Annotated in this window: 24 protein-coding genes; 10 read left to right on the top strand and 14 right to left on the bottom strand. The window is 55.8% G+C overall.

Annotated elements, in window-relative coordinates:
- Positions 1 to 258: 258 nt before the first annotated feature.
- The 4 genes from acnB (at position 259) to yacL (ending at position 4,728) form a co-directional block, all read left to right on the top strand.
- Entirely contained in the window at positions 259 to 2,856 is a 2,598-nt protein-coding gene (gene acnB, locus N7922_RS20575) for a bifunctional aconitate hydratase 2/2-methylisocitrate dehydratase (protein WP_263098034.1), read from the top strand.
- Positions 2,857 to 3,065: 209 nt separating this feature from the next.
- Positions 3,066 to 3,515: a GlcG/HbpS family heme-binding protein gene (locus N7922_RS20570; RefSeq protein WP_263098033.1), complete on the top strand. Its 450-nt coding sequence runs from the start codon at positions 3,066 to 3,068 to the stop codon at positions 3,513 to 3,515.
- A complete protein-coding gene (locus tag N7922_RS20565) occupies positions 3,508 to 4,236 on the top strand; it encodes an SDR family oxidoreductase (protein ID WP_263098032.1) in 729 nt (242 codons plus the stop codon). Before N7922_RS20570 ends, N7922_RS20565 begins: the two co-directional genes overlap by 8 nt.
- A 129-nt stretch (positions 4,237 to 4,365) precedes the next feature.
- The gene (gene yacL, locus N7922_RS20560) at positions 4,366 to 4,728 is read left to right on the top strand and encodes a protein YacL (RefSeq protein ID WP_088237396.1); all 363 of its coding nucleotides are present in this window, start codon (positions 4,366 to 4,368) and stop codon (positions 4,726 to 4,728) included.
- A 29-nt stretch (positions 4,729 to 4,757) separates the two neighbouring features.
- On the opposite strand, the gene speD is transcribed toward yacL, so the two are convergent.
- The 3 genes from speD to N7922_RS20545 all read right to left on the bottom strand — a co-directional run bounded on the left by speD (position 4,758) and on the right by N7922_RS20545 (position 6,914).
- Positions 4,758 to 5,552 carry an adenosylmethionine decarboxylase gene (speD, locus tag N7922_RS20555; protein ID WP_263098031.1) on the bottom strand — a complete coding sequence of 265 codons (795 nt, stop codon included), beginning with the start codon at positions 5,550 to 5,552 and terminating at the stop codon, positions 4,758 to 4,760.
- A 14-nt stretch (positions 5,553 to 5,566) separates the two neighbouring features.
- Positions 5,567 to 6,424 (bottom strand): polyamine aminopropyltransferase, encoded by an 858-nt coding sequence (speE, locus tag N7922_RS20550; RefSeq protein ID WP_263098030.1) that lies wholly within the window; start codon positions 6,422 to 6,424, stop codon positions 5,567 to 5,569.
- Positions 6,425 to 6,566: 142 nt separating this feature from the next.
- The gene (locus tag N7922_RS20545; protein WP_263098029.1) at positions 6,567 to 6,914 is read right to left on the bottom strand and encodes a YacC family pilotin-like protein; all 348 of its coding nucleotides are present in this window, start codon (positions 6,912 to 6,914) and stop codon (positions 6,567 to 6,569) included.
- Between the two features lie 144 nt (positions 6,915 to 7,058).
- Here N7922_RS20545 and cueO point away from each other — a divergent pair, with 144 nt between their 5' ends.
- A complete protein-coding gene (gene cueO / locus N7922_RS20540; protein ID WP_263098028.1) occupies positions 7,059 to 8,693 on the top strand; it encodes a multicopper oxidase CueO in 1,635 nt (544 codons plus the stop codon).
- Between the two features lie 85 nt (positions 8,694 to 8,778).
- Here the strand turns inward: cueO and N7922_RS20535 are convergent, their stop codons facing one another.
- On the bottom strand, positions 8,779 to 11,169 hold the full coding sequence (locus N7922_RS20535; RefSeq protein WP_263098027.1) for a glucose/quinate/shikimate family membrane-bound PQQ-dependent dehydrogenase: 2,391 nt from the start codon (positions 11,167 to 11,169) through the stop codon (positions 8,779 to 8,781).
- A 205-nt stretch (positions 11,170 to 11,374) separates the two neighbouring features.
- Between N7922_RS20535 and hpt the strand changes: the two genes are divergently transcribed.
- Entirely contained in the window at positions 11,375 to 11,911 is a 537-nt protein-coding gene (gene hpt, locus N7922_RS20530) for a hypoxanthine phosphoribosyltransferase (protein WP_061497633.1), read from the top strand.
- 27 nt (positions 11,912 to 11,938) lie between these two features.
- Here the strand turns inward: hpt and can are convergent, their stop codons facing one another.
- The gene (gene can / locus N7922_RS20525; RefSeq protein WP_200552633.1) at positions 11,939 to 12,601 is read right to left on the bottom strand and encodes a carbonate dehydratase; all 663 of its coding nucleotides are present in this window, start codon (positions 12,599 to 12,601) and stop codon (positions 11,939 to 11,941) included.
- Between the two features lie 107 nt (positions 12,602 to 12,708).
- Here can and N7922_RS20520 point away from each other — a divergent pair, with 107 nt between their 5' ends.
- The 3 genes from N7922_RS20520 (at position 12,709) to N7922_RS20510 (ending at position 15,779) form a co-directional block, all read left to right on the top strand.
- Positions 12,709 to 13,635, top strand: a complete 927-nt coding sequence (locus N7922_RS20520; protein ID WP_263098026.1) for an ABC transporter ATP-binding protein — start codon at positions 12,709 to 12,711, stop codon at positions 13,633 to 13,635.
- Positions 13,632 to 14,402, top strand: a complete 771-nt coding sequence (locus N7922_RS20515) for an ABC transporter permease (RefSeq protein ID WP_263098025.1) — start codon at positions 13,632 to 13,634, stop codon at positions 14,400 to 14,402. Before N7922_RS20520 ends, N7922_RS20515 begins: the two co-directional genes overlap by 4 nt.
- Before the next feature lie 132 nt (positions 14,403 to 14,534).
- A complete protein-coding gene (locus N7922_RS20510) occupies positions 14,535 to 15,779 on the top strand; it encodes a polysaccharide deacetylase family protein (RefSeq protein ID WP_263098024.1) in 1,245 nt (414 codons plus the stop codon).
- A gap of 4 nt (positions 15,780 to 15,783) precedes the next feature.
- Here N7922_RS20510 and panD read toward each other — a convergent pair whose 3' ends face one another.
- From panD to thpR, 9 genes are all read right to left on the bottom strand, one after another.
- Positions 15,784 to 16,164 (bottom strand): aspartate 1-decarboxylase, encoded by a 381-nt coding sequence (panD, locus tag N7922_RS20505; RefSeq protein WP_061497624.1) that lies wholly within the window; start codon positions 16,162 to 16,164, stop codon positions 15,784 to 15,786.
- Positions 16,165 to 16,273: 109 nt separating this feature from the next.
- Positions 16,274 to 17,137, bottom strand: a complete 864-nt coding sequence (gene panC / locus N7922_RS20500; RefSeq protein ID WP_263098023.1) for a pantoate--beta-alanine ligase — start codon at positions 17,135 to 17,137, stop codon at positions 16,274 to 16,276.
- 11 nt (positions 17,138 to 17,148) lie between these two features.
- A complete protein-coding gene (gene panB / locus N7922_RS20495) occupies positions 17,149 to 17,940 on the bottom strand; it encodes a 3-methyl-2-oxobutanoate hydroxymethyltransferase (protein WP_263098022.1) in 792 nt (263 codons plus the stop codon).
- A 108-nt stretch (positions 17,941 to 18,048) separates the two neighbouring features.
- Complete coding sequence (folK, locus tag N7922_RS20490) at positions 18,049 to 18,528, bottom strand: 2-amino-4-hydroxy-6-hydroxymethyldihydropteridine diphosphokinase (protein ID WP_263098021.1); 480 nt, start codon at positions 18,526 to 18,528, stop codon at positions 18,049 to 18,051.
- A complete protein-coding gene (gene pcnB, locus N7922_RS20485) occupies positions 18,525 to 19,922 on the bottom strand; it encodes a polynucleotide adenylyltransferase PcnB (protein WP_263100967.1) in 1,398 nt (465 codons plus the stop codon). The genes folK and pcnB overlap by 4 nt, the downstream gene beginning before the upstream one ends.
- A gap of 56 nt (positions 19,923 to 19,978) precedes the next feature.
- Complete coding sequence (gene gluQRS, locus N7922_RS20480) at positions 19,979 to 20,875, bottom strand: tRNA glutamyl-Q(34) synthetase GluQRS (protein ID WP_263098020.1); 897 nt, start codon at positions 20,873 to 20,875, stop codon at positions 19,979 to 19,981.
- A 92-nt stretch (positions 20,876 to 20,967) separates the two neighbouring features.
- A complete protein-coding gene (dksA, locus tag N7922_RS20475; protein ID WP_007373199.1) occupies positions 20,968 to 21,423 on the bottom strand; it encodes an RNA polymerase-binding protein DksA in 456 nt (151 codons plus the stop codon).
- A 173-nt stretch (positions 21,424 to 21,596) separates the two neighbouring features.
- Positions 21,597 to 22,301 (bottom strand): DNA/RNA nuclease SfsA, encoded by a 705-nt coding sequence (sfsA, locus tag N7922_RS20470; RefSeq protein WP_263098019.1) that lies wholly within the window; start codon positions 22,299 to 22,301, stop codon positions 21,597 to 21,599.
- 15 nt (positions 22,302 to 22,316) lie between these two features.
- A complete protein-coding gene (gene thpR, locus N7922_RS20465; RefSeq protein WP_263098018.1) occupies positions 22,317 to 22,847 on the bottom strand; it encodes an RNA 2',3'-cyclic phosphodiesterase in 531 nt (176 codons plus the stop codon).
- Between the two features lie 82 nt (positions 22,848 to 22,929).
- Here thpR and hrpB point away from each other — a divergent pair, with 82 nt between their 5' ends.
- Positions 22,930 to 25,359, top strand: a complete 2,430-nt coding sequence (gene hrpB / locus N7922_RS20460) for an ATP-dependent helicase HrpB (RefSeq protein ID WP_263098017.1) — start codon at positions 22,930 to 22,932, stop codon at positions 25,357 to 25,359.
- The last annotated feature ends 57 nt before the right edge of the window (positions 25,360 to 25,416 follow it).

Genomic DNA, 25,416 nt, shown 5'->3' with positions numbered 1-25,416 from the left:
AACGGTCCTTTGGGGCCGTTTTTTGTTTTTTATGGCGTCGATTCTGTTCCCTAAAAACCGTCTGCCGTCTGCTTTATTCCGCCTTTAACGATTCAGCCAATTTTTTATGTTGCTTTTTTGTAAACAGATTAACACCCCCCGTAAATCCTGCTATGCTGCCGAACGCGGTTCGCGGATTTACCCTACAAACTGCTGTCTCACAGGAGAGTGAAGAGAAACGCCTGCCGCATTATGACAATGAGAGCGAGGAGAACCGTCGTGCTAGAAGAATACCGTAAGCACGTAGCTGAACGTGCCGCTGAGGGGATTGCGCCAAAACCATTAGATGCAACCCAAATGGCAGGCCTTGTCGAGCTGCTGAAAAGCCCGCCTGCTGGCGAAGAAGAATTCCTGATTGATCTGCTGACTAACCGTGTCCCGCCAGGCGTTGATGAAGCCGCCTATGTCAAAGCGGGTTTCCTTGCTGCCATCGCCAAAGGCGACGCCACCTCCCCACTGGTTACCCCTGAAAAAGCCATTGAACTGCTGGGCACCATGCAGGGCGGCTATAACATTCATCCGCTGATTGATGCGCTGGATAGCGACAAACTTGCGCCGATCGCCGCTAAAGCACTGTCCCACACGCTGCTGATGTTCGATAACTTCTACGATGTGGAAGAGAAAGCCAAAGCGGGCAACGCCCACGCGAAACAGGTGATGCAATCTTGGGCCGATGCAGAATGGTTCCTGAGCCGTCCGGCACTGGCCGACAAAATCACCGTGACGGTGTTTAAAGTCACCGGCGAAACCAACACCGATGATCTCTCTCCGGCGCCGGATGCCTGGTCCCGCCCGGATATCCCGCTGCACGCGCTGGCGATGCTGAAAAACGCCCGTGAAGGCATTGAGCCGGATCAGCCGGGCGTTGTTGGTCCGATCAAACAGATCGAGGCGCTGGCGAAAAAAGGTTTCCCGCTGGCCTATGTCGGCGATGTGGTCGGTACCGGTTCTTCCCGTAAATCCGCCACTAACTCCGTACTGTGGTTTATGGGCGATGACATTCCGAACGTGCCGAACAAGCGCGGCGGCGGTCTGGTGCTCGGCGGTAAAATTGCGCCTATCTTCTTCAACACCATGGAAGATGCGGGCGCGCTGCCTGTCGAAGTGGATGTGAACAGCCTCAATATGGGCGACGTGATCGACGTTTACCCGTTCAAAGGTGAAGTTCGCAACCATGAAACCGGCGAACTGCTGGCCAGCTTTGAGCTGAAAACCGACGTGTTGATCGACGAAGTGCGCGCCGGTGGCCGTATTCCGTTGATTATCGGTCGTGGGCTGACGACCAAAGCGCGCGAAGCGCTGGGTCTGCCGCACAGCGATGTGTTCCGTCAGGCGAAAGACGTGGCGGAGAGCAGCCGCGGCTACTCGCTGGCGCAGAAAATGGTGGGTCGCGCCTGCGGCGTGGCCGGTATCCGTCCTGGCGCTTACTGCGAACCGAAAATGACCTCCGTGGGTTCTCAGGACACCACCGGTCCGATGACCCGTGATGAACTGAAAGACCTGGCCTGTCTGGGCTTCTCTTCCGACCTGGTGATGCAGTCCTTCTGCCACACGGCGGCCTATCCGAAGCCTGTAGACGTGACCACGCACCATACGCTGCCGGACTTCATTATGAACCGCGGCGGTGTTTCCCTGCGTCCGGGCGACGGTGTAATCCACTCATGGCTGAACCGTATGCTGCTGCCGGATACCGTTGGTACCGGTGGTGACTCGCATACCCGTTTCCCGATCGGTATCTCCTTCCCGGCGGGTTCTGGCCTGGTGGCGTTTGCCGCCGCCACCGGCGTTATGCCGCTGGATATGCCGGAGTCTGTGCTGGTGCGCTTCAAAGGCAAAATGCAGCCGGGTATTACTCTGCGCGATCTGGTGCATGCCATCCCGCTGTATGCCATCAAACAAGGCCTGCTGACCGTTGAGAAGAAAGGGAAGAAAAACATCTTCTCTGGCCGCATCCTCGAAATCGAAGGTCTGCCGGATCTGAAAGTCGAGCAGGCGTTTGAGCTGACGGATGCCTCTGCTGAGCGTTCGGCCGCCGGTTGCACCATTAAACTGAACAAAGAACCGATTATCGAGTATCTGAACTCGAACATCGTGCTGCTGAAGTGGATGATTTCTGAAGGCTACGGCGATCGTCGTACGCTGGAACGTCGCGTGCAGGGCATGGAAAAATGGCTGGCAGATCCGCAACTGCTGGAAGCCGATGCTGACGCGGAGTACGCGGCGGTCATCGACATCGATCTGGCGGAAATCAAAGAGCCGATCCTCTGTGCGCCGAACGATCCGGACGACGCGCGTCTGCTGTCTGACGTGCAGGGTGCAAGCATCGATGAAGTCTTTATCGGTTCCTGTATGACAAACATCGGTCACTTCCGTGCCGCTGGTAAACTGCTGGACAGCCATAAAGGCCAGTTGCCGACCCGCCTGTGGGTTGCGCCGCCGACCCGTATGGATGCCGCGCAGTTGACGGAAGAAGGGTATTACAGCGTGTTCGGTAAGAGCGGCGCGCGCATTGAGATCCCGGGCTGCTCCCTGTGCATGGGTAACCAGGCGCGTGTGGCGGACGGTTCGACTGTCGTATCCACGTCCACCCGTAACTTCCCGAACCGTTTAGGTACCGGGGCGAACGTTTACCTGGCATCTGCGGAGCTGGCGGCGGTCGCTGCGCTGACCGGTAAACTGCCGACGCCGGAAGAGTACCTTAACTTTATGTCGCAGGTGGATAAAACCGCTGCAGACACATACCGCTACCTGAACTTCGACCAGCTTAATCAGTACACTGAGAAAGCAGACGGTGTGATTTTCCAGACCGCGGTCTGAGTACCAGAGCCACCCTTCGGGGTGGCTTTTTTCTTTCCCCTGGCACTGCAAAAAATCGCTTTTTAAGCGCATCAAATGTCTATTACTGACATATCGAAAAACTCTAGCATCGCTCTGTTCCCGAACACCAATTACATGTCTTACGCGTCACCGTTACCTGACGCGGGGGCTTTCCTATGCCCAAAAAAGGGCGATTCAGGAGATGAGATATGGCGACGAGCGAAACACCTGAGTTAGTGACAATGCATCCGCAAATGACATTGCATGCGGCGCGTTTAGTGCTGAAGAAAGCCCTTAGCGAAGCGCGCAGCAGGCAGCGGCGGGTGAGCGTGGCCGTTGTCGATCTGAGCGGCGAACTGCTGGCGTTTGAACGTGACGACGACAGCGCGGGCGTAACGGTGAACACCGCGATTGCCAAGGCGAAAACCGCCGCGCTGCTGCGCGATCCTTCCAGTCTCTTCGAAACCTTTATCAACCAGGGCTCACTGAGCTTTCTTGCCACGCCTGGCATCACTCCGTTGCAGGGCGGTGTTCCGGTCATGCTCGATGGTCGTTTGATTGGCGCGGTGGGCGTGAGCGGCGCAAGCGGTGAAGAAGACAATGTGATTGCTACGCAGGCGGCCATTCGCTTCATGGAGCAAGGTGTTCATCATGGATGATCTGACATTGCGTACGGTGGCGATCATCGGCGGCAGTTCGGGGATCGGCTTTCAGGTTGCCCGGCAGGCGGTAAACGAAGGGGCGAATCTTATTCTGATTGGCCGCGACATTGGTCGGCTTGAGGTGGCGAAAACCCGGCTGCAAACGGCTGGCGGATCGGTGACTACCTACGTCGCCGATGCGCACGATCATGCCGCGCTGGAGCAGTTATTTGATGAGATGCCGCAGGTGGATCATCTGGTGTCGATGGTTGGCGATGTGATGGGCGGCGGCTTTGTTACTGCACCGATGGCGGTGATTCGCCATGTTATCGAATCAAAGTTCTTCACCAACGTACGCATAGGCCAGCTGGCGGCGAAGAAAATTCGCCCCGGCGGTAGCCTGATTTTTACCTCCGGCACCGGTGGTCGGGCGCAGGATGCCTGCGCCAGTTATGTCGGCAATCTGGGGATCAATGCGTTAGTGGAAGGGCTGGCGGTGGAGTTAGCGCCGGACATTCGCGTCAATGCGGTTTCGCCCACCTGGACGGTGACGCCTTTCTGGCGAGATATGCCCGCTGAACAATTAGCCGCCACGGCGGATCGCTTCGCTAACACTATTCCATTGCAGCGCACGGCTGAGATAGATGAGCTGGCGCAGGCATACCTGTTCCTGATGAAAAATGGCTTTATTACTGGGCAACATATCGCGGTCGATGGTGGGATTATGCTTGGCGGATGATTTCTGCGCAGGCGAAACACCCTCACGCGGATATTTTTCGTTGCTTCCCGTTAGTACGCTTTTTTTCTGGCAGTGTGCTGCGATAATTACAGCATAGGCGGGCCATCAGGCCGGCAGGAGGAAGCGATTATGGATTACGAATTTCTGCGTGATGTCACCGGCGTGGTGAAGGTGCGTATGTCGATGGGCCACGAAGCTGTCGGACACTGGTTTAATGAAGAAGTGAAAGAGAACCTGGCCTTACTGGATGAAGTGGAGCAGGCGGCGAAAACGGTGAAGGGCAGCGAGCGCTCCTGGCAACGCGCCGGGCATGAATACACGCTGTGGATGGATGGCGAAGAGGTGATGGTGCGCGCCAACCAGCTGGAATTTTCCGGCGATGAGATGGAAGAAGGGATGAGCTATTACGATGAAGAGAGCCTGTCGCTGTGCGGCGTGGAGGATTTTCTTCAGGTGGTGGCCGCCTATCGCGAATTCCTGAAACAGCGATAGATAAAGGAGCCTCCGTGCTCCGTCGCGGGTTATACGGCTGGAATATTGCGGCCGTAGTAGATCTCGCGCATCTCTTTCCACAACGCTTCTGTGATCTCTTTGCGTTCTTCTGCGGTCAGGTCTTCCGGTTTGGTATGGAACATGTAGTGCTTAAGATCGAACTCTTTAAGCAACATCTTGGTATGGAAGATATTTTCCTGATAAACGTTCACGTCCACCATGTCATACAGTGATTTCATGTCATCAGACATAAAGTTCTGAATCGAATTAATCTCATGATCGATAAAATGCTTCATGCCGTTAACGTCGCGGGTAAAGCCGCGTACGCGGTAATCGACCGTGACAATATCCGACTCAAGCTGGTGGATCAGGTAATTCAGCGCTTTGAGCGGAGAGATAACGCCGCAGGTGGAGACTTCGATATCGGCGCGGAACGTGCACAACCCGCCCTCAGGATGGCTTTCCGGGTAGGTATGGACGCAAATATGGCTCTTATCCAGATGCGCGACCACCGCTTCCGGCAGCGGGCCCGGGTGCTCGGTTTTATCGATAAGCTGCGGGTCGACGGGTTCTTCGCTCACCAGAATAGTCACGCTTGCGCCCTGCGGCTCGTAATCCTGGCGGGCAATGTTCAGGATATTGGCACCGATAATATTGCAGGTTTCGCTCAGGATCTCTGTCAGACGGTTGGCGTTATAGAGTTCATCAATATAGGCAATGTAGCCGTCACGCTCTTCCGCCGTTTTGGCGTAGCAGATGTCGTAGATACAAAAACTCAGGCTTTTCGTCAGGTTGTTAAAGCCGTGCAGCTTCAGCTTTTTCAATTTTCATCACCTCCTTAGAAGGACAGAGCGTCTTGCAAATATTGCGGCAAGGCGAACGCCGCGGTATGAATCGCCGGATTATAGTAACGGCAGGTTATTGCGGCAGTATGGAAACGGGCGGCGATGATCCCGGTTGAGAGGTGGCGTAACGCTTCGTTATCCGTCGCCCAGGCAAACGTCATGATGCCGCCGTAATAGGTCGGAACCGCTGCCTGATAAAAACTGACGTCGCTAAAATAGTGACTCAACTTGCGATGACTGCCGGTGACCTCCTCTTGTTGCAGAAAGCTTACGCCATTCTGCGCCACGAAGATCCCGCCCGGGTTCAGGCAGCGTTTGCAGCCCTCATAAAAGGCGGAGGTGAACAGGCTCTCCCCCGGACCGATAGGATCCGTGCAGTCAGAAATGATCACGTCGAATGTCTGGCGGGTGTGGTTAACAAAATTGACGCCATCGTCGATCACCAACTGAAAACGGGGATCGTCATAAGCGCCTGCGCTGTGATTCGGCAGGTACTGACGGCAGAAAGAGACGACGCCCGCGTCGATTTCCACCATGGTAATAGTGGCAATATTTTTATGGCGCGAAACTTCACGCAACATGGCCCCATCGCCACCGCCGATGATTAACACATCTTTTGCGTGGCCGTGAGCCAGCAGCGGAACGTGGGTCATCATTTCGTGGTAGATAAACTCATCACGTTCGGTGGTCTGAACAACGCCATCCAGCGCCATTACGCGCCCAAACGCGGCATTCTCGAAGATGACCAGATCCTGATGATCGGTTTTCTCGTGATACAGCACTTTATCAACGGCAAAATATTGACCAAAGTGGTCATGCAGGGTCTCGTGCCACACGGCGTTGTCGGCCATAGGTTGCTCCTTTGTTAACACCGCGAAAATGGGCGCAACATCATAGCTAACTCTGACCGGGGTTGCACGGTCAGAATTTCACCGTTATCCCGTCTTGCTTCGTGGCGCAGTGCGATCAGAAAGAGGACGGGGCAGGGAACGATTATTTAACGTAGGCGAGAAGGCTAAGGGAGTCGCGAGCGAGGGCTTTACATTTTTTTGCGGTAGGAATACCAATGCCGCTCAGGTCGCGGTAGCTATCTTCACCCAGCGATTTCATATCCCAGGTGTCATAGTTGCTGAGATCCCACTGGTTTTGCTGGGCGAAAAAGACCAGTGCGCGACGGATCTGCCCGTTAGGCAAGTTGTTATAGCCGCAGTCGTTTTTCAGAAATACAAACACGGCCGTCAGATCGGCCATATCTTCAGCTTCGGATTCACTTAGCGCATAACTGTTAGCGGAGACAGCCAGCAGGCTGCCGAGGACTACTGCTCTGAAAAACGTCTTCATTATTTCTACCACGGCGTAACGGAATTTAAACGTTAGCACAGTCCTGATAGGGCGACGATATTTATTATTATCTGATTTCTTGACCTTCCGGCAGGGGGAGGGTTTATGCTCAAAATATCGCCTGCAATTGATAAGGAAATGCCCATGCAACGCCGTGATTTTTTGAAATATTCCGCCGCGTTAGGCGTAATGAGCGCGCTGCCGCTGTGGAGCCGATCGCTGTTTGCCGCTGAACGCCCGACATTACCCATCCCGCCACTGCTTGCCCCCGATGCGCAAAGCCGTATTCAGCTTACGGTACAAGCGGGGGAAACCCTGTTCGGCGGTAAATCTGCAACCACCTGGGGTTACAACGGCTCACTGCTTGGGCCTGCGCTTCAGCTCCGCCAGGGGCGCGCCGTCACGGTGGATATCCGTAATACGCTGGCCGAAGAGACCACTGTGCACTGGCACGGCGTTGAAGTCGCAGGCGAGGTCGATGGCGGGCCGCAGGGTGTCATCAAACCCGGCGGCAGCCGTACGGTAACTTTTACCCCCACGCAGCAGGCGGCAACCTGCTGGTTCCACCCGCATCAGCACGGTAAAACTGGCCGCCAGGTGGCAATGGGGCTCGCCGGGCTGGTACTGATTGAAGATGATACGCTTCGCCAACTGCGCCTGCCGCAACAGTGGGGCATTGATGATGTTCCGGTGATAATGCAGGACAAAAGGTTTACCGCGCAGGGGCAAATTGATTACCAGCTTGATGTGATGAGCGCGGCTGTGGGCTGGTTTGGCGATACCTTACTGACTAATGGCGCGGTGTATCCTCAGCACGCCGCACCCCGCGGCTGGTTACGTCTGCGCTTGCTCAATGGCTGTAATGCGCGTTCGCTTAATGTTGCGGCCAGCGATAAACGCCCGCTGTATGTGATCGCGAGCGACGGCGGCTTGCTCAGTGAACCGGTCAAGGTCAGTGAATTACCGATGTTGATGGGCGAGCGGTTCGAAGTATTGGTGGATATCAGCGACGGTAAGCCCTTCGATATTGTTACGCTGCCGGTACAGCAGATGGGGATGACGGTTGCGCCGTTCGACCAGCCGCACCCGGTGCTGCGTATTCAGCCGTTGCAGGTCACCGCTTCCGGCATATTGCCCGATAAGCTCGCATCGCTGCCTGCGTTGCCGCCGCTCGAAGGGTTAACGCAACGGACGCTGCAACTGTCGATGGACCCGATGCTCGACATGATGGGGATGCAGGCGTTGCAACAGAAGTACGGTGATGCGGCAATGGCTGGCATGATGATGGGCCATGGGCAAATGAGTCATACCCAGAGCGGGAATATGCCGATGAGCCACGGGCAGATGGGCACGATGCAAATGAATCATGGCCAGATGAACCATGGCGGGATGAACAGTGATCAGGGTACGATGAACCACGGTAACGGCGGGTTTGATTTCCACTCCGCCAACCGGATCAACGGCAAAGCCTTCGACATGACCACTCCGGCTTTTGCGGCGCAAAAAGGGCAGTACGAACGTTGGGTGATCTCGGGCGAAGGCGACATGATGCTGCACCCCTTCCATATTCACGGGACCCAGTTCCGTATTCTGTCAGAAAACGGCAAACCGCCTGCGGCGCATCGTGCGGGCTGGAAAGATACCGTGAATGTTTACGGGGCGCGCAGTGAAGTGTTAGTGCGTTTCCAGCATGACGCGCCAAAAGAGCATGCTTATATGGCGCACTGCCATCTGCTGGAGCATGAAGATACCGGGATGATGTTAGGGTTTACGGTGTAAAAAAGCCGGAGGGCGTCAAAACGCGCCTCCGGCTGCGAGAGTGTTCGGCCCGGTAAGCAACCTCGCTACCGGGCTTGTGTTCTCTTTATTTGGCATCATCCGGCAGTGCATAAGCGACGATATAGTCGCCCATTTTGGTGCCGAACGACCCGTGACCGCCAGCGGAAATGACCACATACTGTTTGCCATTGACCTCATAGGTCATCGGTGTGGCCTGACCGCCTGCCGGCAATCGACCCTGCCACAGTTTTTCACCGTTGCTCATATTGTAAGCGCGCAGGTAGTTATCCGCGGTGGCCGCGATAAACAGCACATTACCCGCTGTGGAGATCGGGCCGCCAAGCATTGGCATCCCCATATTGAACGGCACCGGAACCGGCATCGGGAACGGCATGCTGTCCTGCGGTGTACCAATACGTTTTTTCCACACCACCTGATTGGTTTTCAAATCGAGAGCGGAAATATAACCCCATGCCGGTTGTTTACACGGCAGACCGAACGGCGACAGGAACGGGTTCAGCGTTACGCCGTACGGTACACCATACTGCGGCTGGATCCCCGACTCTGAGCCAGTGCCTTTCGCGTCTTTCGGCGGTTCCATCGGGTTACCCGGACCGCGCGGGATCAGCTTCGACACAAACGGCAGCGCCATCGGGTTGGCAATGGCGACCTGGCGATGCGGATCGACAGAGATACCGCCCCATTCAAACATCCCGAGGTTACCCGGGAACACCAGCGTGCCCTGTTCTGACGGCGGGGTGAAAATGCCTTCATAGCGCATCTGGTGGAACATGACGCGGCACACCAGTTGATCGAACATGGTGGCGCCCCACATGTCCGCCCCGCTGAGATCTTTCTTCGGACGGAAACTCAAATCGGAGAACGGTTGGGTAGGGGTGACATGGTCGCCTTTGGCAGCCCCCTGCGGCACCGGTTTTTCCGGCGCGGGTACCACCAGTTCACCATTACGACGATCCAGTACGAAAATGTTGCCGGTTTTCGCCGGCGCATAAATCACCGGAACCGTTTTGCCGTTGACGCTGATATCCGCCAGCGTCGGCTGCGACGGCATATCCATGTCCCACAAATCGTGGTGAACGGTCTGGTAGCTCCAGGCCAGTTTGCCGGTGGTGGCGTTCAGTGCGACGATCGAACTGGCGTAACGCTCCTGCTCGGGTGTGCGGTTACCGCCCCAGATATCCGGCGTGGTGACGCCCATCGGCAGATAGACCAAATCCAGCTTCGCGTCATAGGCGGCAGGCGCCCAGGAGTTCGGCGAGTTGACGGTATAGTGGTGTTCATCGGCCGGGATCGCATTTGGATCTTTCGCGCCCGGATCGAAGGCCCACAGCAGTTTACCGGTATTGATGTCGAAACCGCGGATCACCCCCGAAGGCTCACGGGTGGAGAAGTTATCCGTTACCGCACCGGCAATAATAATCACCTTATCGGTGACGATGGGCGGCGAGGTGGGTTCGTACATGCCCGGTGTGGTCACCGGCATATTGGTTTGCAGGTTGAGAATGCCTTTATTGGCAAAGGAGTCACACAGCTTACCGTTATCCGCGTTGACGGCGAACAGACGACCATCATTCACCGGCAGGATAATACGGCGCGGGCAATCCGCCACCACATCCGGGCTGGCATTGTCAGCGGTCGCTTCATGATAAGAAACGCCACGGCAGGTGACATGCTGGAAGGTCGGATTGGTATTCAGTTGCGGATCGAAGTGCCATTTCTCTTTACCCGTGGCGGCATCGAGGGCGAACAGGCGCTGGTGCGCAGTACACAGGAATAGGGAGTCGCCAACTTTAATGGGCGTCACTTCGTTGGTGATTTCTCCCGGATCGTTCGGCTGCTTCAGATCGCCGGTGCGAAACACCCACGCTTCTTTCAGATTATGCACGTTATCGGCGTTGATCTGCTTCAACGGCGAGTAACGCTGCCCTTCCTGATTACGACCGTACGCGGGCCAGTCACTGTCAGCAACCGCAGAGATAGCCTGTGCAGGCGTACTTTCTGCGCTCAGCGTGCCGCGGATCTCTTGCGGATCGTGAAAACCGGCCCACGTCAGAATGCCGCCGCTGACCAGCAGTGTCACCACCAGCGCAGCGACTGCGCCACGCGCGGGGACGACTAATCGCCGCCAGACAAACGGCAGAATCAGCCAGATACCGAAGAAGACCAGGATGTCGCTACGCGGCGTGAGCGCCCAGAAATCGAAACCGACTTCCCACACGCCCCAGATCATGGTGACCAGCAACAGGGCGGCATACAGCCATAATGCCGCACGCTGGCCTTTCCACAGCAACCCGGTCACTGCCAGCATCACCAGGCCTGCGATAGGGTAGTACCAGGAGCCGCCAATGGCGACCAGCCAGGCACCGCCGATTAACAGATACAGCCCGCAAAAGGCTGCGAACAGCGCCGTCAGCGTCACCAGACGCCGCGGCTGTTGCGTTTTTGTTTCTGCCATAAAAAGACACTCATCAGTTTGTTAATATTTTGATAGCAATTCATTATAGGAGTTAACAAGTGTGATCGTCATCACAAAATGAGCTTTGTAGCGGAATGGCACCTAATGATCTTTTTGCTGGTATACTGCGCATCTTGCGTTTCAATTACCGGCGCTCTCAACCGGTGTTGAATGATTTACGATTTAAATCATATGGTTAGTTAAAATGAAACACACTGTTGAAGTGATGATCCCGGAAGCGGAGATCAAAGCGCGTATCGTTGAGCTGGGTCGTCAAATCACTGAACGTTACAAAGATAGCGGCAGCGAAATGGTGCTGGTGGGGCTGCTGCGTGGATCGTTTATGTTTATGGCTGACCTGTGCCGTGAAGTGCAGGTTTCTCACGAAGTCGATTTTATGACCGCCTCCAGCTACGGCAGTGGCATGTCCACCACCCGTGATGTGAAAATCCTGAAAGACCTGGATGAAGACATTCGCGGCAAAGACGTGCTGATCGTCGAAGACATTATCGATTCGGGTAATACGCTGTCGAAAGTGCGTGAAATCCTCAGCCTGCGCGAGCCAAAATCGCTGGCGATTTGCACCCTGCTGGATAAACCTTCCCGTCGTGAAGTGGACGTACCCGTTGAGTTTGTCGGTTTTTCCATTCCGGATGAGTTTGTGGTGGGTTACGGCATTGATTATGCGCAGCGCTATCGCCATCTGCCGTATGTTGGCAAAGTGGTCATGCTGGAAGAATAAAAAAATCGGGGCCGACGGCCCCGATTGTTATTTGTGATTGCTGTGTTTCTGACTGAGGTTGGACACACCCTGACGGTAACGCTGTTCCAGCGTTTCGCGGTTGGTGGCGGTGACATCCAGATTACGCAGCAGGCCATCATGAATGCCGTAGGCCCAGCCATGAATCGTCACTTTCTGCCCACGTTTCCATGCGGACTGCATGATCGTCGAGTGACCAAGGTTGTATACCTGCTCCATGACGTTCAGTTCGCACAGCGTATCGAGACGACGTTCGGGCGGCATTTCGCCAAGCAGCGAGCTATGTTTAAACCAGATATCGCGAATATGCAGCAGCCAGTTGTTGATAAGACCCAGTTCCGGGTTTTCAACCGCGGCCTGTACACCGCCGCAGCCGTAGTGGCCGCAAATGATGATGTGTTCAACTTCCAGCACATCCACGGCGTACTGAACCACGGAGAGGCAGTTCAAATCGGTGTGGATAACCAGGTTGGCAACATTTCGGTGAACAAACAGTTCGCCGGGTTCGAGGCCGGTAAGGCGTTCGGCGGGAACGCGGGAGTCAGAGCATCCAATCCAGAGAAAGCGCGGCTTCTGTGCTTGCGCCAGTGTTTCGAAAAATCCGGGATCTTCTTCCACCAGCATTTTTGACCATAGTGCATTATTGCTGATGAGTGTATCTATGTCTTTCATGGACGTTAACAACCTGTAACCAGATAAGTGCGTTGCGCTAATATAGGTTAACTCCAACTCTTTTTAAACCACACATCGAGTGTAAGAAAACAGGTAAGTGATAATTCATGACCATTGCACTGGAGCTTGAGCAGCTTAAAAAAACCTATCCGGGCGGCGTTCAGGCGCTGCGCGGCATTGATTTAAAAGTCGAAGCGGGCGATTTCTATGCGCTTCTTGGGCCGAATGGCGCGGGAAAATCCACCACCATTGGCATTATCAGTTCGCTGGTAAATAAAACCTCCGGGCGCGTCAGCGTCTTTGGTTACGATCTGGACAAAGATGTCGTTAACGCCAAGCGCCAGTTGGGACTGGTGCCGCAGGAATTTAATTTTAACCCGTTTGAAACCGTGCAGCAGATTGTGGTGAACCAGGCCGGTTACTACGGCGTGGATCGTAAAGAGGCGTTGGTTCGCAGCGAAAAGTACCTGAATCAACTCGATCTGTGGGAAAAACGTAACGAACGTGCGCGGATGCTTTCCGGCGGCATGAAACGTCGTCTGATGATTGCCCGTGCGCTGATGCACGAGCCGAAACTGCTGATCCTCGACGAGCCAACCGCGGGCGTGGATATTGAGTTACGCCGCTCAATGTGGGGGTTCCTGAAAGATCTGAACGATAAAGGCACCACCATTATTCTGACCACCCACTATCTGGAAGAAGCCGAAATGCTGTGCCGCAATATTGGCATTATTCAGCGCGGCGATCTGATTGAAAACACCTCAATGAAAGCGCTGCTCTCGAAGCTGAAGTCAGAGACGTTTATTCTCGATTTAGCGCCGAAAAGCCCGCTGCCGAAGCTGGAAGGGTACCAGTACCGGCTGGTGGATACTTCCACGCTGGAAGTGGAAGTCCTGCGTGAGCAGGGGGTAAATAGCGTGTTCAGCCAGCTTAGCGCGCAGGGCGTGCAGGTATTGAGTATGCGTAATAAAGCCAACCGTCTCGAAGAGCTGTTCGTCACGCTGGTGCATGAGAGAAAAGGAGAAAGCGCATGATGCAGCTTTTTTGGGTGGCGCTGAAGAGTATCTGGTACAAAGAGATCCAGCGTTTTATGCGCATTTGGGTGCAAACGCTGGTGCCGCCAGTGATCACCATGACGCTCTATTTTATTATTTTTGGCAACCTGATCGGTTCACGCATCGGTGAAATGCACGGTTTTACCTACATGCAGTTTATCGTGCCGGGGTTGATCATGATGGCGGTGATCACCAACGCTTATGCCAATGTGGCCTCGTCCTTTTTTAGCGCGAAATTTCAGCGCAATATTGAAGAGTTGCTGGTTGCCCCGGTGCCGACACATGTCATTATCGCCGGTTACGTCGGCGGCGGTGTGGCGCGCGGGCTGTGCGTTGGCGTACTGGTGACTGCCGTATCGCTGTTTTTCGTGCCGTTTCAGGTGCATTCGTGGCTGTTCGTCGCTCTGACGCTGTTGCTGACCGCCGTGCTGTTTTCTCTCGCCGGTTTATTGAACGCGGTTTTTGCCAAAACGTTTGATGACATCAGCCTGATCCCGACATTTGTGCTGACGCCACTGACTTATCTTGGCGGGGTGTTCTATTCACTGACGCTGCTGCCGCCGTTCTGGCAGGCGTTGTCTCATCTGAACCCGATTGTCTATATGATAAGCGGATTCCGTTTTGGTTTCCTCGGCATTACCGATGTACCGCTGTTTACCACGGTCGGGGTGCTGGTGGTGTTTATCGTCGCCTTTTATCTGTTCTGCTGGTATCTGATCCAGCGCGGACGCGGGCTACGCAGTTAAAGCCGGGCCTGGCTCTCTTCTGCGGGAGAGAGCCAATTCCCAGGATTAGCGTATTTTTTGTACTAAAAAGAGCCGTTGGTATCTGTTTCTGCTTTGTTACACTGGGCTCACTTTCTCAAGCCGGTTCGTCTCATGTCTCGTTTGATTACCATTCTGTTGCTGCTGATAACCTGCAGCGCTTCTGCCAGCATTGTGAGTGAGCAACGCGTTCCTGCTCGCTATATGCAAACCACCGAAGATGCCGATATCTGGGCGCAAGTCGGCGACAAAGTGGTTACCGTCGGCAATATTCGCGCCGGGCAAATCCTTGCCGTCGTCCCGGGGGCGGAAGATTACTATGCGTTTCGCTTCGGCTTCGGCAGCGGGTTTATCGACAAAGGTCATTTGGGGCTGGTTTCCGGCAACCAGCGCGTGGAAGATAGCCTTGGCGATCTGAACAAACCGCTCAGTAACCAGAATCTCATTACCTGGCAGGACACGCCGCTCTATAACGCGCCGGATGTGACCAGTGAGCCGTTTGGCTCGCTGGCGGAAAACCTGCGTTACCCGATTATTGATAAGCTCAAAGATCGTCTGAATCAGACCTGGTTCCAGATCCGCATTGGCAACCGGCTGGCGTGGGTGAGCAGCCTGGATGCGCAGGAAGATAATGGCATTCCCGTGCTGACGTACCACCATATTCTGCGTGATGAAGAGAACACCCGTTTTCGCCACACCTCGACCACCACGTCGGTGCGTGCTTTTACGAACCAGATGACCTGGCTGCGCGATCAGGGCTATACCACCCTGTCAATGTATCAACTGGAAGGCTACGTCCGTAACCGTATGAATCTGCCGGCGCGTTCGGTAGTGATCACTTTTGATGATGGGCTGAAGTCCGTCAGTCGTTACGCCTGGCCTATCCTGCGTGAATATAATTTCAAAGCCACGGCGTTTATTATCTCGTCGCGCATCAAGCTGAAACCGCAGCCGTGGGATCCGAAGACGCTGCAGTTTATGAGCGTGTCAGAGCTATACGATATCAGCGATGTGTTTGATGTGCAGTCGCATACCCATTTTCTGCACCGGGTCGACGATGCCATGCATCCGATTCTACTGAGCCGCAACTATCACAACATTCTGTTTGATTTTAAACGTTCGCGCCGCGCGCTGGCGCAGTTCAACCCACACGTGCTCTACCTGGCGTATCCGTTTGGCGTGTATGACGATAAAGCGGTCAAGGCGGCGAATGACGCCGGTTTCCATCTGGCGGTCACCACGGTGCGCGGGAAGGTAAAACCGGGGGATAATCCGTTCTTGCTGAAACGACTGTATGTGCTAAGAACGGATTCTCTGGAAGCGATGTCGCGGCTGATCAGTAATCAGCCGCAGGGGTAGGGCATCAGGCAACCTGAACCGGCACGGCTTTGGCCGTGCGTTTCATCTCATTGTCGCCATCAAAATAGGCCACTTTTGGCTGCCAGCTACGGGCAACCTCGTCCGGTACGGTGACGTAGCTGGCGATGATCAGGATATCGCCCACATCTGCGCAGTGCGCTGCCGCGCCGTTAACCGAAATAATTTTTGAGCCGCGCTCACCGGCAATCGCATAGGTGGAAAAGCGTTTCCCGTTGGTCACGTTGTAAATATCAATGGCTTCGTATTCCAGAATACCAGCCGCCTCAAGGAAATCCTGGTCAATGGCGCAGGAACCTTCGTAATGCAGGTCGGCCTGTGTCACTTTGACGCGGTGGAGCTTGCCTTGCAGCATTGTGCGAATCATAAGTTAAACCCTACTGATAAGTAACCTGAAAGAGGGGGCGGCTCCATGCGTATCCCCCCGTACGGCGTGCCACGACTGCATGATCACAGGTGGCGTATTGCCCATTTTTTTACCCCGCCTGATGGGCGAGTTCAACCACTTTATTGTCGATAAGCCGCGCCTGACCAAGCCATGCCGCCATCAACACTACTGCCCGCTGGCTGCTGTCGGATAACGCCTGTAGTGTGTCCGCATCGCGGATCTGGATATCATCGGCGCGTAAACCGGCGTCATTGATCTCCTGCTCAGCAATCGCAATCAGCTCGTCGCTGTTGCGCTCGCCTGCCAGCAGTTTATCTGCGAGCGCGTTCATGACTTTGCTGAGCGCCGGAGCGATTTTGCGCTGATCGGCGGTGAGGTAACCATTACGTGAACTCAGCGCCAGGCCATCTTTTGCCCGCACGGTGGGAACGCCGACAATCTCAATGTCGTAGCCCATATCGGCCACCATTTTGCGAATAAGCTGTAACTGCTGGTAATCCTTCTCGCCAAAACAGGCGATATCCGGCTGCACCATGTTAAACAGCTTACTAACGATGGTCGACACGCCCCGGAAATGACCCGGGCGGCTTGCACCTTCCAGCATGGTGGAGATACCGGGTACGTCGACATAAGTCTGGGTATCGGTGCCCTGTGGGTAAATATCCGCAGGGGCCGGGGCAAAGACGATATCCGCTTTGCGTTTGTTCAGCTTTTCACAGTCTTCCTGCAGGGTGCGCGGGTAACGCGCTAAATCATCCGGCCGATCGAACTGCATCGGGTTAACGAAAATGCTCACCACCACCACATCAGCGCGGGCTTTGGCTTCATCAACCAGCTTCATATGACCATCATGCAGGTTGCCCATGGTGGGCACCAGCGCAATGCGTTTACCTTCCAGGCGTAGTCGGCGGATATGCTGACGCAGCAGCGGGAGGGTTTCAATAATCAACACAACAGGACTCCTTAATGGAAACTGTGTTCTTCGCCCGGGTAGACGCCGGACTCAACGTCAGCAACATACTGCCTAACGGCGGCGCGCATGTCGCCTGCTTCATTCAGGAAATTTTTAGCGAATTTAGGAATGTGGCCGCCGGTAATGCCGAAAGCATCGTGCATGACCAGAATCTGACCATCGGTGACGTTACCTGCGCCAATGCCAATCACCGGGATACTCAACGCATCGGTAATACGTTGCGCCAGCTCAACCGGTACGCACTCCAGCACCAGCAATTGCGCGCCTGCGGCTTCCAGCGCCAGCGCATCATCAAACAGTCCCTGAGCGGCCTCACCGCGTCCCTGGACCTTATAGCCGCCGAAAATATTCACCGATTGCGGGGTTAACCCCAGATGCCCGCACACCGGCACGGCGCGTTCGGTGAGCATTTTGACGGTAGGTGCAAGCCAGGCGCCGCCTTCGATTTTGACCATATTGGCGCCTGCGCGCATCACCACTGCGGAGTTCTCAAATGCCTGCTCCGGCGTGGCATACGCCATAAACGGCAGGTCGGCAAGCAGCAGACAGGCCGGTGCGCCACGGCGTACGGCCTGCGTGTGATAGGCGATATCCGCCACCGTTACCGGCAGGGTGGAGTCATGACCTTGTACCGTCATCCCAAGCGAGTCGCCCACCAGCATCACGTTAATCCCCTCTTCGGCGAACAGTTTCGCGAAGCTGTAGTCGTAAGCGGTGATGGTTGCGAAGCGTTTCTTTTCCTGCTTGCACTTGTGCAGCCAGGAGATGGTGGTCGGTTTCATAGCGTTTCCTGATAGTCCAAAACGAATCTTGGCGCATTCTAACAGCAACACTCAGGTGGGCAATGATTTTAGACAACCCGTGGGACGCGGGTGGGCAGAAAGGAAATATTACCAGGCGTCAGGTTTCGGCGCGTTAAGTTGCGCCAGTACTGACCGCAGGGAGATGCCATCCGGGAACACGCATTCAGGTGCGATTTCAAACAGCGGCCACAGCATAAAGCCGCGGTTTTTCATGTCGTAATGAGGGACGGTCAGACGGGGGGTATTTAGCGTCAATTCACCGAACAGCATAATGTCCAGGTCAAGCGTACGCGGTCCCCAGCGCTCCGCTTTACGCACGCGGCCTTGTTGCAGCTCAATACGCTGGGTGTGATCGAGCAGCGCTTCGGGCGCGAGTTCCGTTTCCAGCGCCACGGCGGCGTTGAGATAGTCCGGTTGATCCTGCGGGCCAAGCGGAGGAGTGCGGTACAGTGAGGAAACCGCCACAATCCGGCTTTGCGGGATCTCCCCAATGGCCGTTATGGCGGCATTAACCTGGTCGAGCGGTGACGCCAGATTGCTACCCAGCGCAATATACGCGAGGGTCACGCATTGCCCTCGCGACGCGGTGTGCGTTTGCGCGGTCGACGATGACGACGGCGTTCAGCCGGTTCATCACCTAAATCATCCAGCATATCTTTTTGCGCTGGCGGCGCAGAAACCTGGAATTCACCCCACCATTTCACCAGACGTTGCAGTTCACCGTTGTTTTCGGCATCGGCGCGCAGTGCCATCAGGTCGTAGGCGGCGCGGAATTTCGGATGCTCCATCAGTTTCCAGGCGCGTTTCCCCTGACGACGGGACATACGCAACTGCAACTGCCAGATATCGCGAACCAGCGTGGTAATGCGCTTCGGAATTGCCAGTGAACGACAGGCTTCGTCCAGCACATCATTCATCGCCAACGCGAAAGCGTCGTAATAGGCCAGCCCGCCTTCTTGTGCGATGCGCTGGGCATTCTCCAGCAGCGGATACCAGAACATGGCGGCAAACAGAAACGCCGGGTTAACACGCATATCATTGCGGATGCGGTTATCCGTGTTCTTCAGCACCTGCTCGATAATGCGCTCCATCGGGCTATCGCCGTTTTCGGTGAAATAGCGCGTGATGCTCGGGAACAGCGGCTGAAACAGGCCGTATTCGCGCAGCAACTGGCAGGTGTCGTAGCCATAGCCCGCCTGCAACAGTTTGAGCGACTCCTCAAACAGGCGCGCTGGCGGTACATCGTTGATCAGGGTGGCGAGACGCGGAATAGGTTCGGCGGTTTCTTCGCTGATGCGCATGTTCAGCTTGGCGGCGAACCGCACGGCGCGCAGCATGCGTACCGGATCTTCGCGGTAACGCGTCTCCGGGTTGCCAATCAGGCGGATCACGCCTTCTTCCAGGTCGCGCATACCGCCCACGTAATCGCGAACGGTAAAATCGGCTACGCTGTAATAGAGGCTGTTAATGGTGAAGTCGCGGCGCTGGGCATCTTCTTCGATGGAGCCGAAGATATTGTCGCGCAGAAGCATTCCGTTTTGCCCGCGCTGGGAGATGGTGCGATCGGTTTGTTGATCGTCATGGTGCCCGCGGAAGGTGGCGACTTCGATGATTTCCGGCCCGAACATCACATGCGCGAGACGGAAACGGCGTCCGACCAGGCGGCAGTTGCGGAACAGTTTACGTACCTGGTCCGGGGTCGCGCTGGTGGTAACGTCAAAATCTTTTGGTTTTTTGCCCAGCAATAAGTCACGCACGCCGCCGCCCACCAGGTAAGCGTCGTAGCCCGCTTTATTCAGACGATAGAGCACCTTGAGCGCGTTTTCACTGATATCTTTGCGGGAAATAGCGTGCTGCTCACGCGGAATAACCGTCATCTGTGGTTGGGCCATAGCCTCAACGACCATGCTCTCTTCGCGGCTCAGCACCTTGCGGCAAAAATTAGCGACTCGGGTAAAAATAGTACACCTCGGTAAGTGTCAAACGTCAGGACAAAAAAATAGCGGCTAATCATAGCTCAGCGCGAGGCATTTGAGAATGCCGTATTCGCACACGCTGCTCCCGGAACGCGGGAAAGCGCCCAGTTCGCCATCGCCCTTTTCAGCAATGCCTCAATGCTGAGATCCTGCCATTCTTGTGTTACATCCTGGTTCAGGAATTGTAAAGCCCTGATTATTATGGGGCGCGGATCGCCGCCAGGCAAGGCGGGCGCATGGTTCTGCTTGGAGAGCTTATTTCCCTGCTCATTCATCGCCAGTGGCAAATGAATGTACTCTGGCGTCGGCCAGCCAAGGTGTTGATACAGGGAAATTTGCCGCACCGTGGGTTCGATCAAATCCGCACCACGCACAATCTCGGTAACACCCTGAAAATGATCATCAACTACCACCGCCAGGTTGTAAGCAAACAGCCCATCACGACGATGAATAATAAAATCTTCCCGCGCCAGTTTTTCATCGGCAATGATATGACCGCGCAGTTTGTCATCAAACGCCAGCACCGGATGCTGCTGCATCAGGCGTACGGCCGCGTTTTCCGGGCCGTTATGGCGGGTACGGCAATAGCCATCATAGGTGCCGCCCACGCTTTGAATCCGCGCACGCGAGCAGGTGCAGTAATAGCTTAATCCTTCACGCTGCAACGTCGCGAGCGCGTCGCGGTAAGCCTCATGACGTTGTGATTGCCAGAGCACATCGCCGTCCCACTGCAGGCCGTAATGTTCAAGCTGACGCAGGATGGTGTTTGCTGCACCGGGGACTTCGCGTGGAGGGTCAATATCTTCGATGCGAACAAGCCAAAGGCCTTGACTGGCGCGAGCTTGCAGGTAGCTGCCAAGCGCAGCGATCAGCGAACCAAAATGCAGTTCACCAGAGGGAGATGGCGCAAAGCGCCCAATATAGTGTGATTCAGGCATATCAACAGGCAAAAAAATATAGGGCGGGAATAAATCCCGCCGTATAGGGCGCAACCACAGCGTTGTGGTGCGCCATCAGTGATAACGGGTGATTAACCCGCCATCTGTTTTTCGCGGATTTCCGCCAGCGTTTTGCAGTCGATGCACAGATCGGCGGTCGGACGCGCTTCCAGACGGCGGATACCAATTTCCACACCGCAGGATTCACAGAAGCCGAAATCTTCGTCTTCCACTTTTTTCAGCGTCTTCTCGATCTTTTTAATCAGCTTGCGCTCGCGATCACGGTTACGCAGTTCGAGGCTGAACTCTTCTTCCTGTGCGGCACGATCAACCGGATCAGGGAAGTTTGCAGCTTCGTCTTGCATATGTGTGACGGTGCGATCGACTTCATCCCTAAGTTGATTACGCCATGCTTCAAGAATGCGCTTGAAGTGAGCCAGCTGGGCTTCGTTCATATACTCTTCGCCCGGCTTCTCTTGATACGGCTCCACCCCAGCGATGGCGAGAATACTCAGGGACGATGTTTTACGGTTTTGCCCTTCTTGCATGTTGCTTCTCCTTAACACGCACTATCGATCCCCGGTTGGGGGAAAAATCAGGCCGCTATAAATAACAGATGCTTTTCCGGATGGCAAATATCTAAACGTAACACTTGACAACCCTGTGAAGAAAAGCGTATTTGCGCACGCGACCAGAACACTTATTAGTCAAACGCCTGCCTCTAAACGGTGAAAGGCACCGGCAAACTCAGAGTGATGTTATCGGCAGAAAGTTCCGCTTTATAAGCGAGAATTTCCACCCCCTGACGTTGTGCGTCATTCAACAAACGTGCGTATTCCTCATCAATATGGCGCGCTGGAGAAAAATGTTCAACGGCTGAGTGCAAGACGGCAAACAGGATGACAGCGCGATCGCCATTGGCCGCCACGCTCATTAACTCCCGCAGATGCTTCTGACCCCGGAGGGTGACCGCATCCGGGAAAAAACCTGACTGCTGCTCGGCGAGCGTGACCGATTTCACTTCAATATAGCAGTTGCGGCGATCATCCGCCTGTAGCAGAAAATCAATTCTGCTACGTTCCGCACCATATTTTACTTCGCTTTTCAGCGCGCTATAGCCGGTCAGTTCTGGCAGGTTTCCGGCGAGGATCGCCTCTTTGGTCAGCGTATTTGCGCGCAGCGTGTTGACGCAAATAAACGCCCCTTGCTGGGTTTGCGTTAATTCCCAGGTGTGCGCATATTTGCGTTTAGGATTTTCTGATGTGGAATACCAGACCGTGTCGCCAGGTGTGGCGCAGCCGGTCATTGCACCGGTATTCGGGCAATGCAGCGTCAGCGTTTCGCCCTCTGGCGTAATCACATCGGCAAGAAATCGTTTATAGCGCTGAATCAGCGTGGCGGGTTTTAGCGGCGGGGAAAACTGCATAGCAAATCCTTATTGTTATGTTTTTAATGCCCAGCGATTGAGCGCCGTATAACGGGTGCGCCCGTTGATAAACTGCGATTCATACAACGCAAACGCTTCGACCGGAAAGGTCCAGCGAAAACCCGGCGGCGGAATGGTCACCGCCTGACCGGCGTCGCGCAATAGCGTGATATGCGGGTGGAAGGGCTGCGGGCTTTGGTAACAACCGCTGCGGGAAGCCTGCGCGCGAAGCATATCTGCCAGCTGTAGCAACCCGCGCGGTGGCTGACGCGCACCAAGCCAGACCACGCGCGATCGCAGCCACTGTCCTGCATCATCCAGCGTCAGCGTAAAACCAGGCTGATGTATGCGCCCGGCAAGCGTTTCCAGCGCCCGCTGTTTCTCCGCGCTGATGTCACCGAGAAACGCCAGCGTCAGATGCAGGTTGGCGGCGGCGATGGGTCGCCCTGCATCAGCCGGAAAGTGTTGCGCGCGCCAGTGCACCACCTGCGTCTGGATCCCGGTGGGTAACTCAATGGCAAAAAACAGCCTTTTGGATTCGGACATGCGCTCCCCGGTAATGGCTCGGTAATGGTTTGCGGCGATGGTATACTACCGCGCTGTTCTATGTTAACCCTCAGGAGCTTTTGTGTCCTTATTGCCGGTCGCCGCTGTTCTTCCCGATATCCTTTCTGCGCTGCAACGCGCGCCCCAGGTGCTATTGAGCGCGCCGACCGGGGCAGGGAAATCCACATGGCTGCCGCTGCAATTGCTGCAACAGGGCGCTATTGAGGGGCGTATTTTGCTGCTGGAGCCGCGTCGTCTCGCTGCCCGCAATGTTGCGCAGCGGCTGGCGGAACTTCTTGATGAGAAACCCGGAGAAACGGTTGGCTATCGCATGCGGGCGGAAACCTGCGTGGGGCCAGACACGCGGCTGGAAGTGGTCACCGAAGGGATCCTGACGCGCCTGATCCAGCACGATCCGGAGCTGAACGGCGTGGGGCTGGTGATACTGGATGAATTTCACGAGCGCAGTTTACAGGCCGATCTGGCTCTGGCGTTGCTGCTGGATGTTCAGCAGGGGCTGCGTGATGACCTCAAGTTGCTGGTGATGTCCGCGACGCTGGATAACGAGCGTTTGCAGGCGCTGTTGCCGGATGCGCCGGTCGTCGTTTCGCAGGGGCGCGCCTGGCCGGTTGAACAGCGTTTTCTGGCCTTGCCGACGCATCAGCGTTTTGACGAAGCGGTGGCGCAGGCGACCGCCGAGCTGTTGCGCAGCGAGCCGGGTTCGCTGTTGCTGTTTTTACCGGGTGTAGGTGAGATCCTGCGTGTTCAGGAGCAGCTCGCTTCCCGCGTGGGCAGCGATGTCGTGCTCTGCCCGTTGTATGGCGCGCTGCCGTTAAGCGAACAGCGTAAAGCGATTTTGCCGCCCCCGACCGGGCAGCGAAAAGTGGTGCTGGCGACGAATATCGCCGAAACCAGTCTGACCATTGAAGGCATACGGCTGGTGGTGGATAGCGCGCAGGAGCGCGTCGCCCGGTTTGATGCCCGTAGTGGGTTAACCCGGCTGATCACGCAGCGTATCAGCGTCGCCTCAATGACGCAGCGTGCCGGGCGTGCAGGCCGTCTTGAACCCGGAATTTGTTTGCACTTGCTGGGCAAAGAGCAGGCGGAACGCGCTGCAGCGCAAAGCAGTCCGGAAATACTCAACAGCGATTTGTCCGGCTTGTTGATGGAATTATTACTGTGGGGATGCCAGGATCCCGCCCGGCTCAACTGGCTGGATATGCCGCCTGAGGTAAATCTCGCGGCTGCTCGCAAGCTGCTGAAACAGCTGCAGGCACTGGAGGACGGGCGCTTAACGGCGTCAGGCCGGAGGATGGCGGCGCTCGGTAACGATCCGCGCCTGGCGGCAATGCTGGCCTCAGCGAACGGTGATGATGAGATTGCTACGGCGGCGAAACTGGCGGCCATTCTTGAAGAGCCGCCGCGTGCAGGAAATAGCGATCTCAGCATAGCGTTCGCGCGCCAACAACCGAACTGGCAGCAGCGCGCGCGCCAGCTTGCCCGGCGGTTGAAAAGCCATGCCGGTGAACCGGACTGCGATGCGCTGGCACCGCTGCTGGCCAGCGCCTTTGCCGATCGTATTGCGCGCAGGCGAGGCCAGCAGGGGCGTTATCAACTGGCGAACGGTATGGGCGCCACGCTGGACGCCGACGATGCGCTGGGCCGCCATGAATGGCTGATTGCGCCGCTGTTGTTGCAGGGGAGTCAGTCGCCGGATGCCCGTATTCTGCTGGCGCTGCCGCTGGATATCGACGCGCTGATTGCCCGTTGCCCGCACTTATTGCAGCAATCAGACACCATTGAGTGGGACGATGCGCAAGGCACGTTAAAAGCATTCCGCCGGAGCCAGATAGGGCAACTAACGGTAAAAGTGCAGCCGCTGGCAAAGCCGTCGGAAGAAGAATTGCATCTGGCGATGCTCAATGGCATCCGTGATAAAGGGCTGCGGGTGCTGAACTGGACGCCGGAAGCTGAACAGTTGCGTTTGCGATTACACTGTGCGGCGAAGTGGCTGCCGGAGCAGGCGTGGCCCGCAGTGGATGACGCTTCGTTACTGGACTCGCTGGAGCAGTGGTTGCTGCCGCACATGGGCGGTATCCGTTCGTTGCGCGATCTGAAAGCGCTGGATGTTACGCAAGCGTTACAAACCCTGTTGCCGTGGTCATTACGTCAACGGCTGGATAGTGAGCTGCCTGGGCATTACACTGTGCCGACCGGAAGCCGGATAGCCATTCGCTATCATGAGGATAATCCGCCGGTGCTGGCGGTTCGCATTCAGGAAATGTTTGGCGAAGCTACCACGCCCACCATTGCGCAGGGGCGCGTAGCGCTAGTGCTGGAGCTGCTTTCTCCTGCGCAGCGACCGCTGCAAATTACCCGTGATTTAGCGGCGTTTTGGGCCGGTTCCTGGCGCGATGTGCAAAAAGAGATGAAGGGGCGCTACCCGAAACATGTCTGGCCGGACGATCCGGCCAATACCGCCCCCACGCGGCGGACGAAAAAGTACTCCTGAGCCGGTCAACGTTTACCGCCCGGCGCGGGTGAAAATTGAGAGATTTCTTCTTCTGCC

Origin of the sequence: Kosakonia sp. ML.JS2a (assembly GCF_025642095.1) — a bacterium.
Lineage (GTDB): Bacteria > Pseudomonadota > Gammaproteobacteria > Enterobacterales > Enterobacteriaceae.
This window is presented reverse-complemented; position numbering and strand designations above follow the sequence as displayed.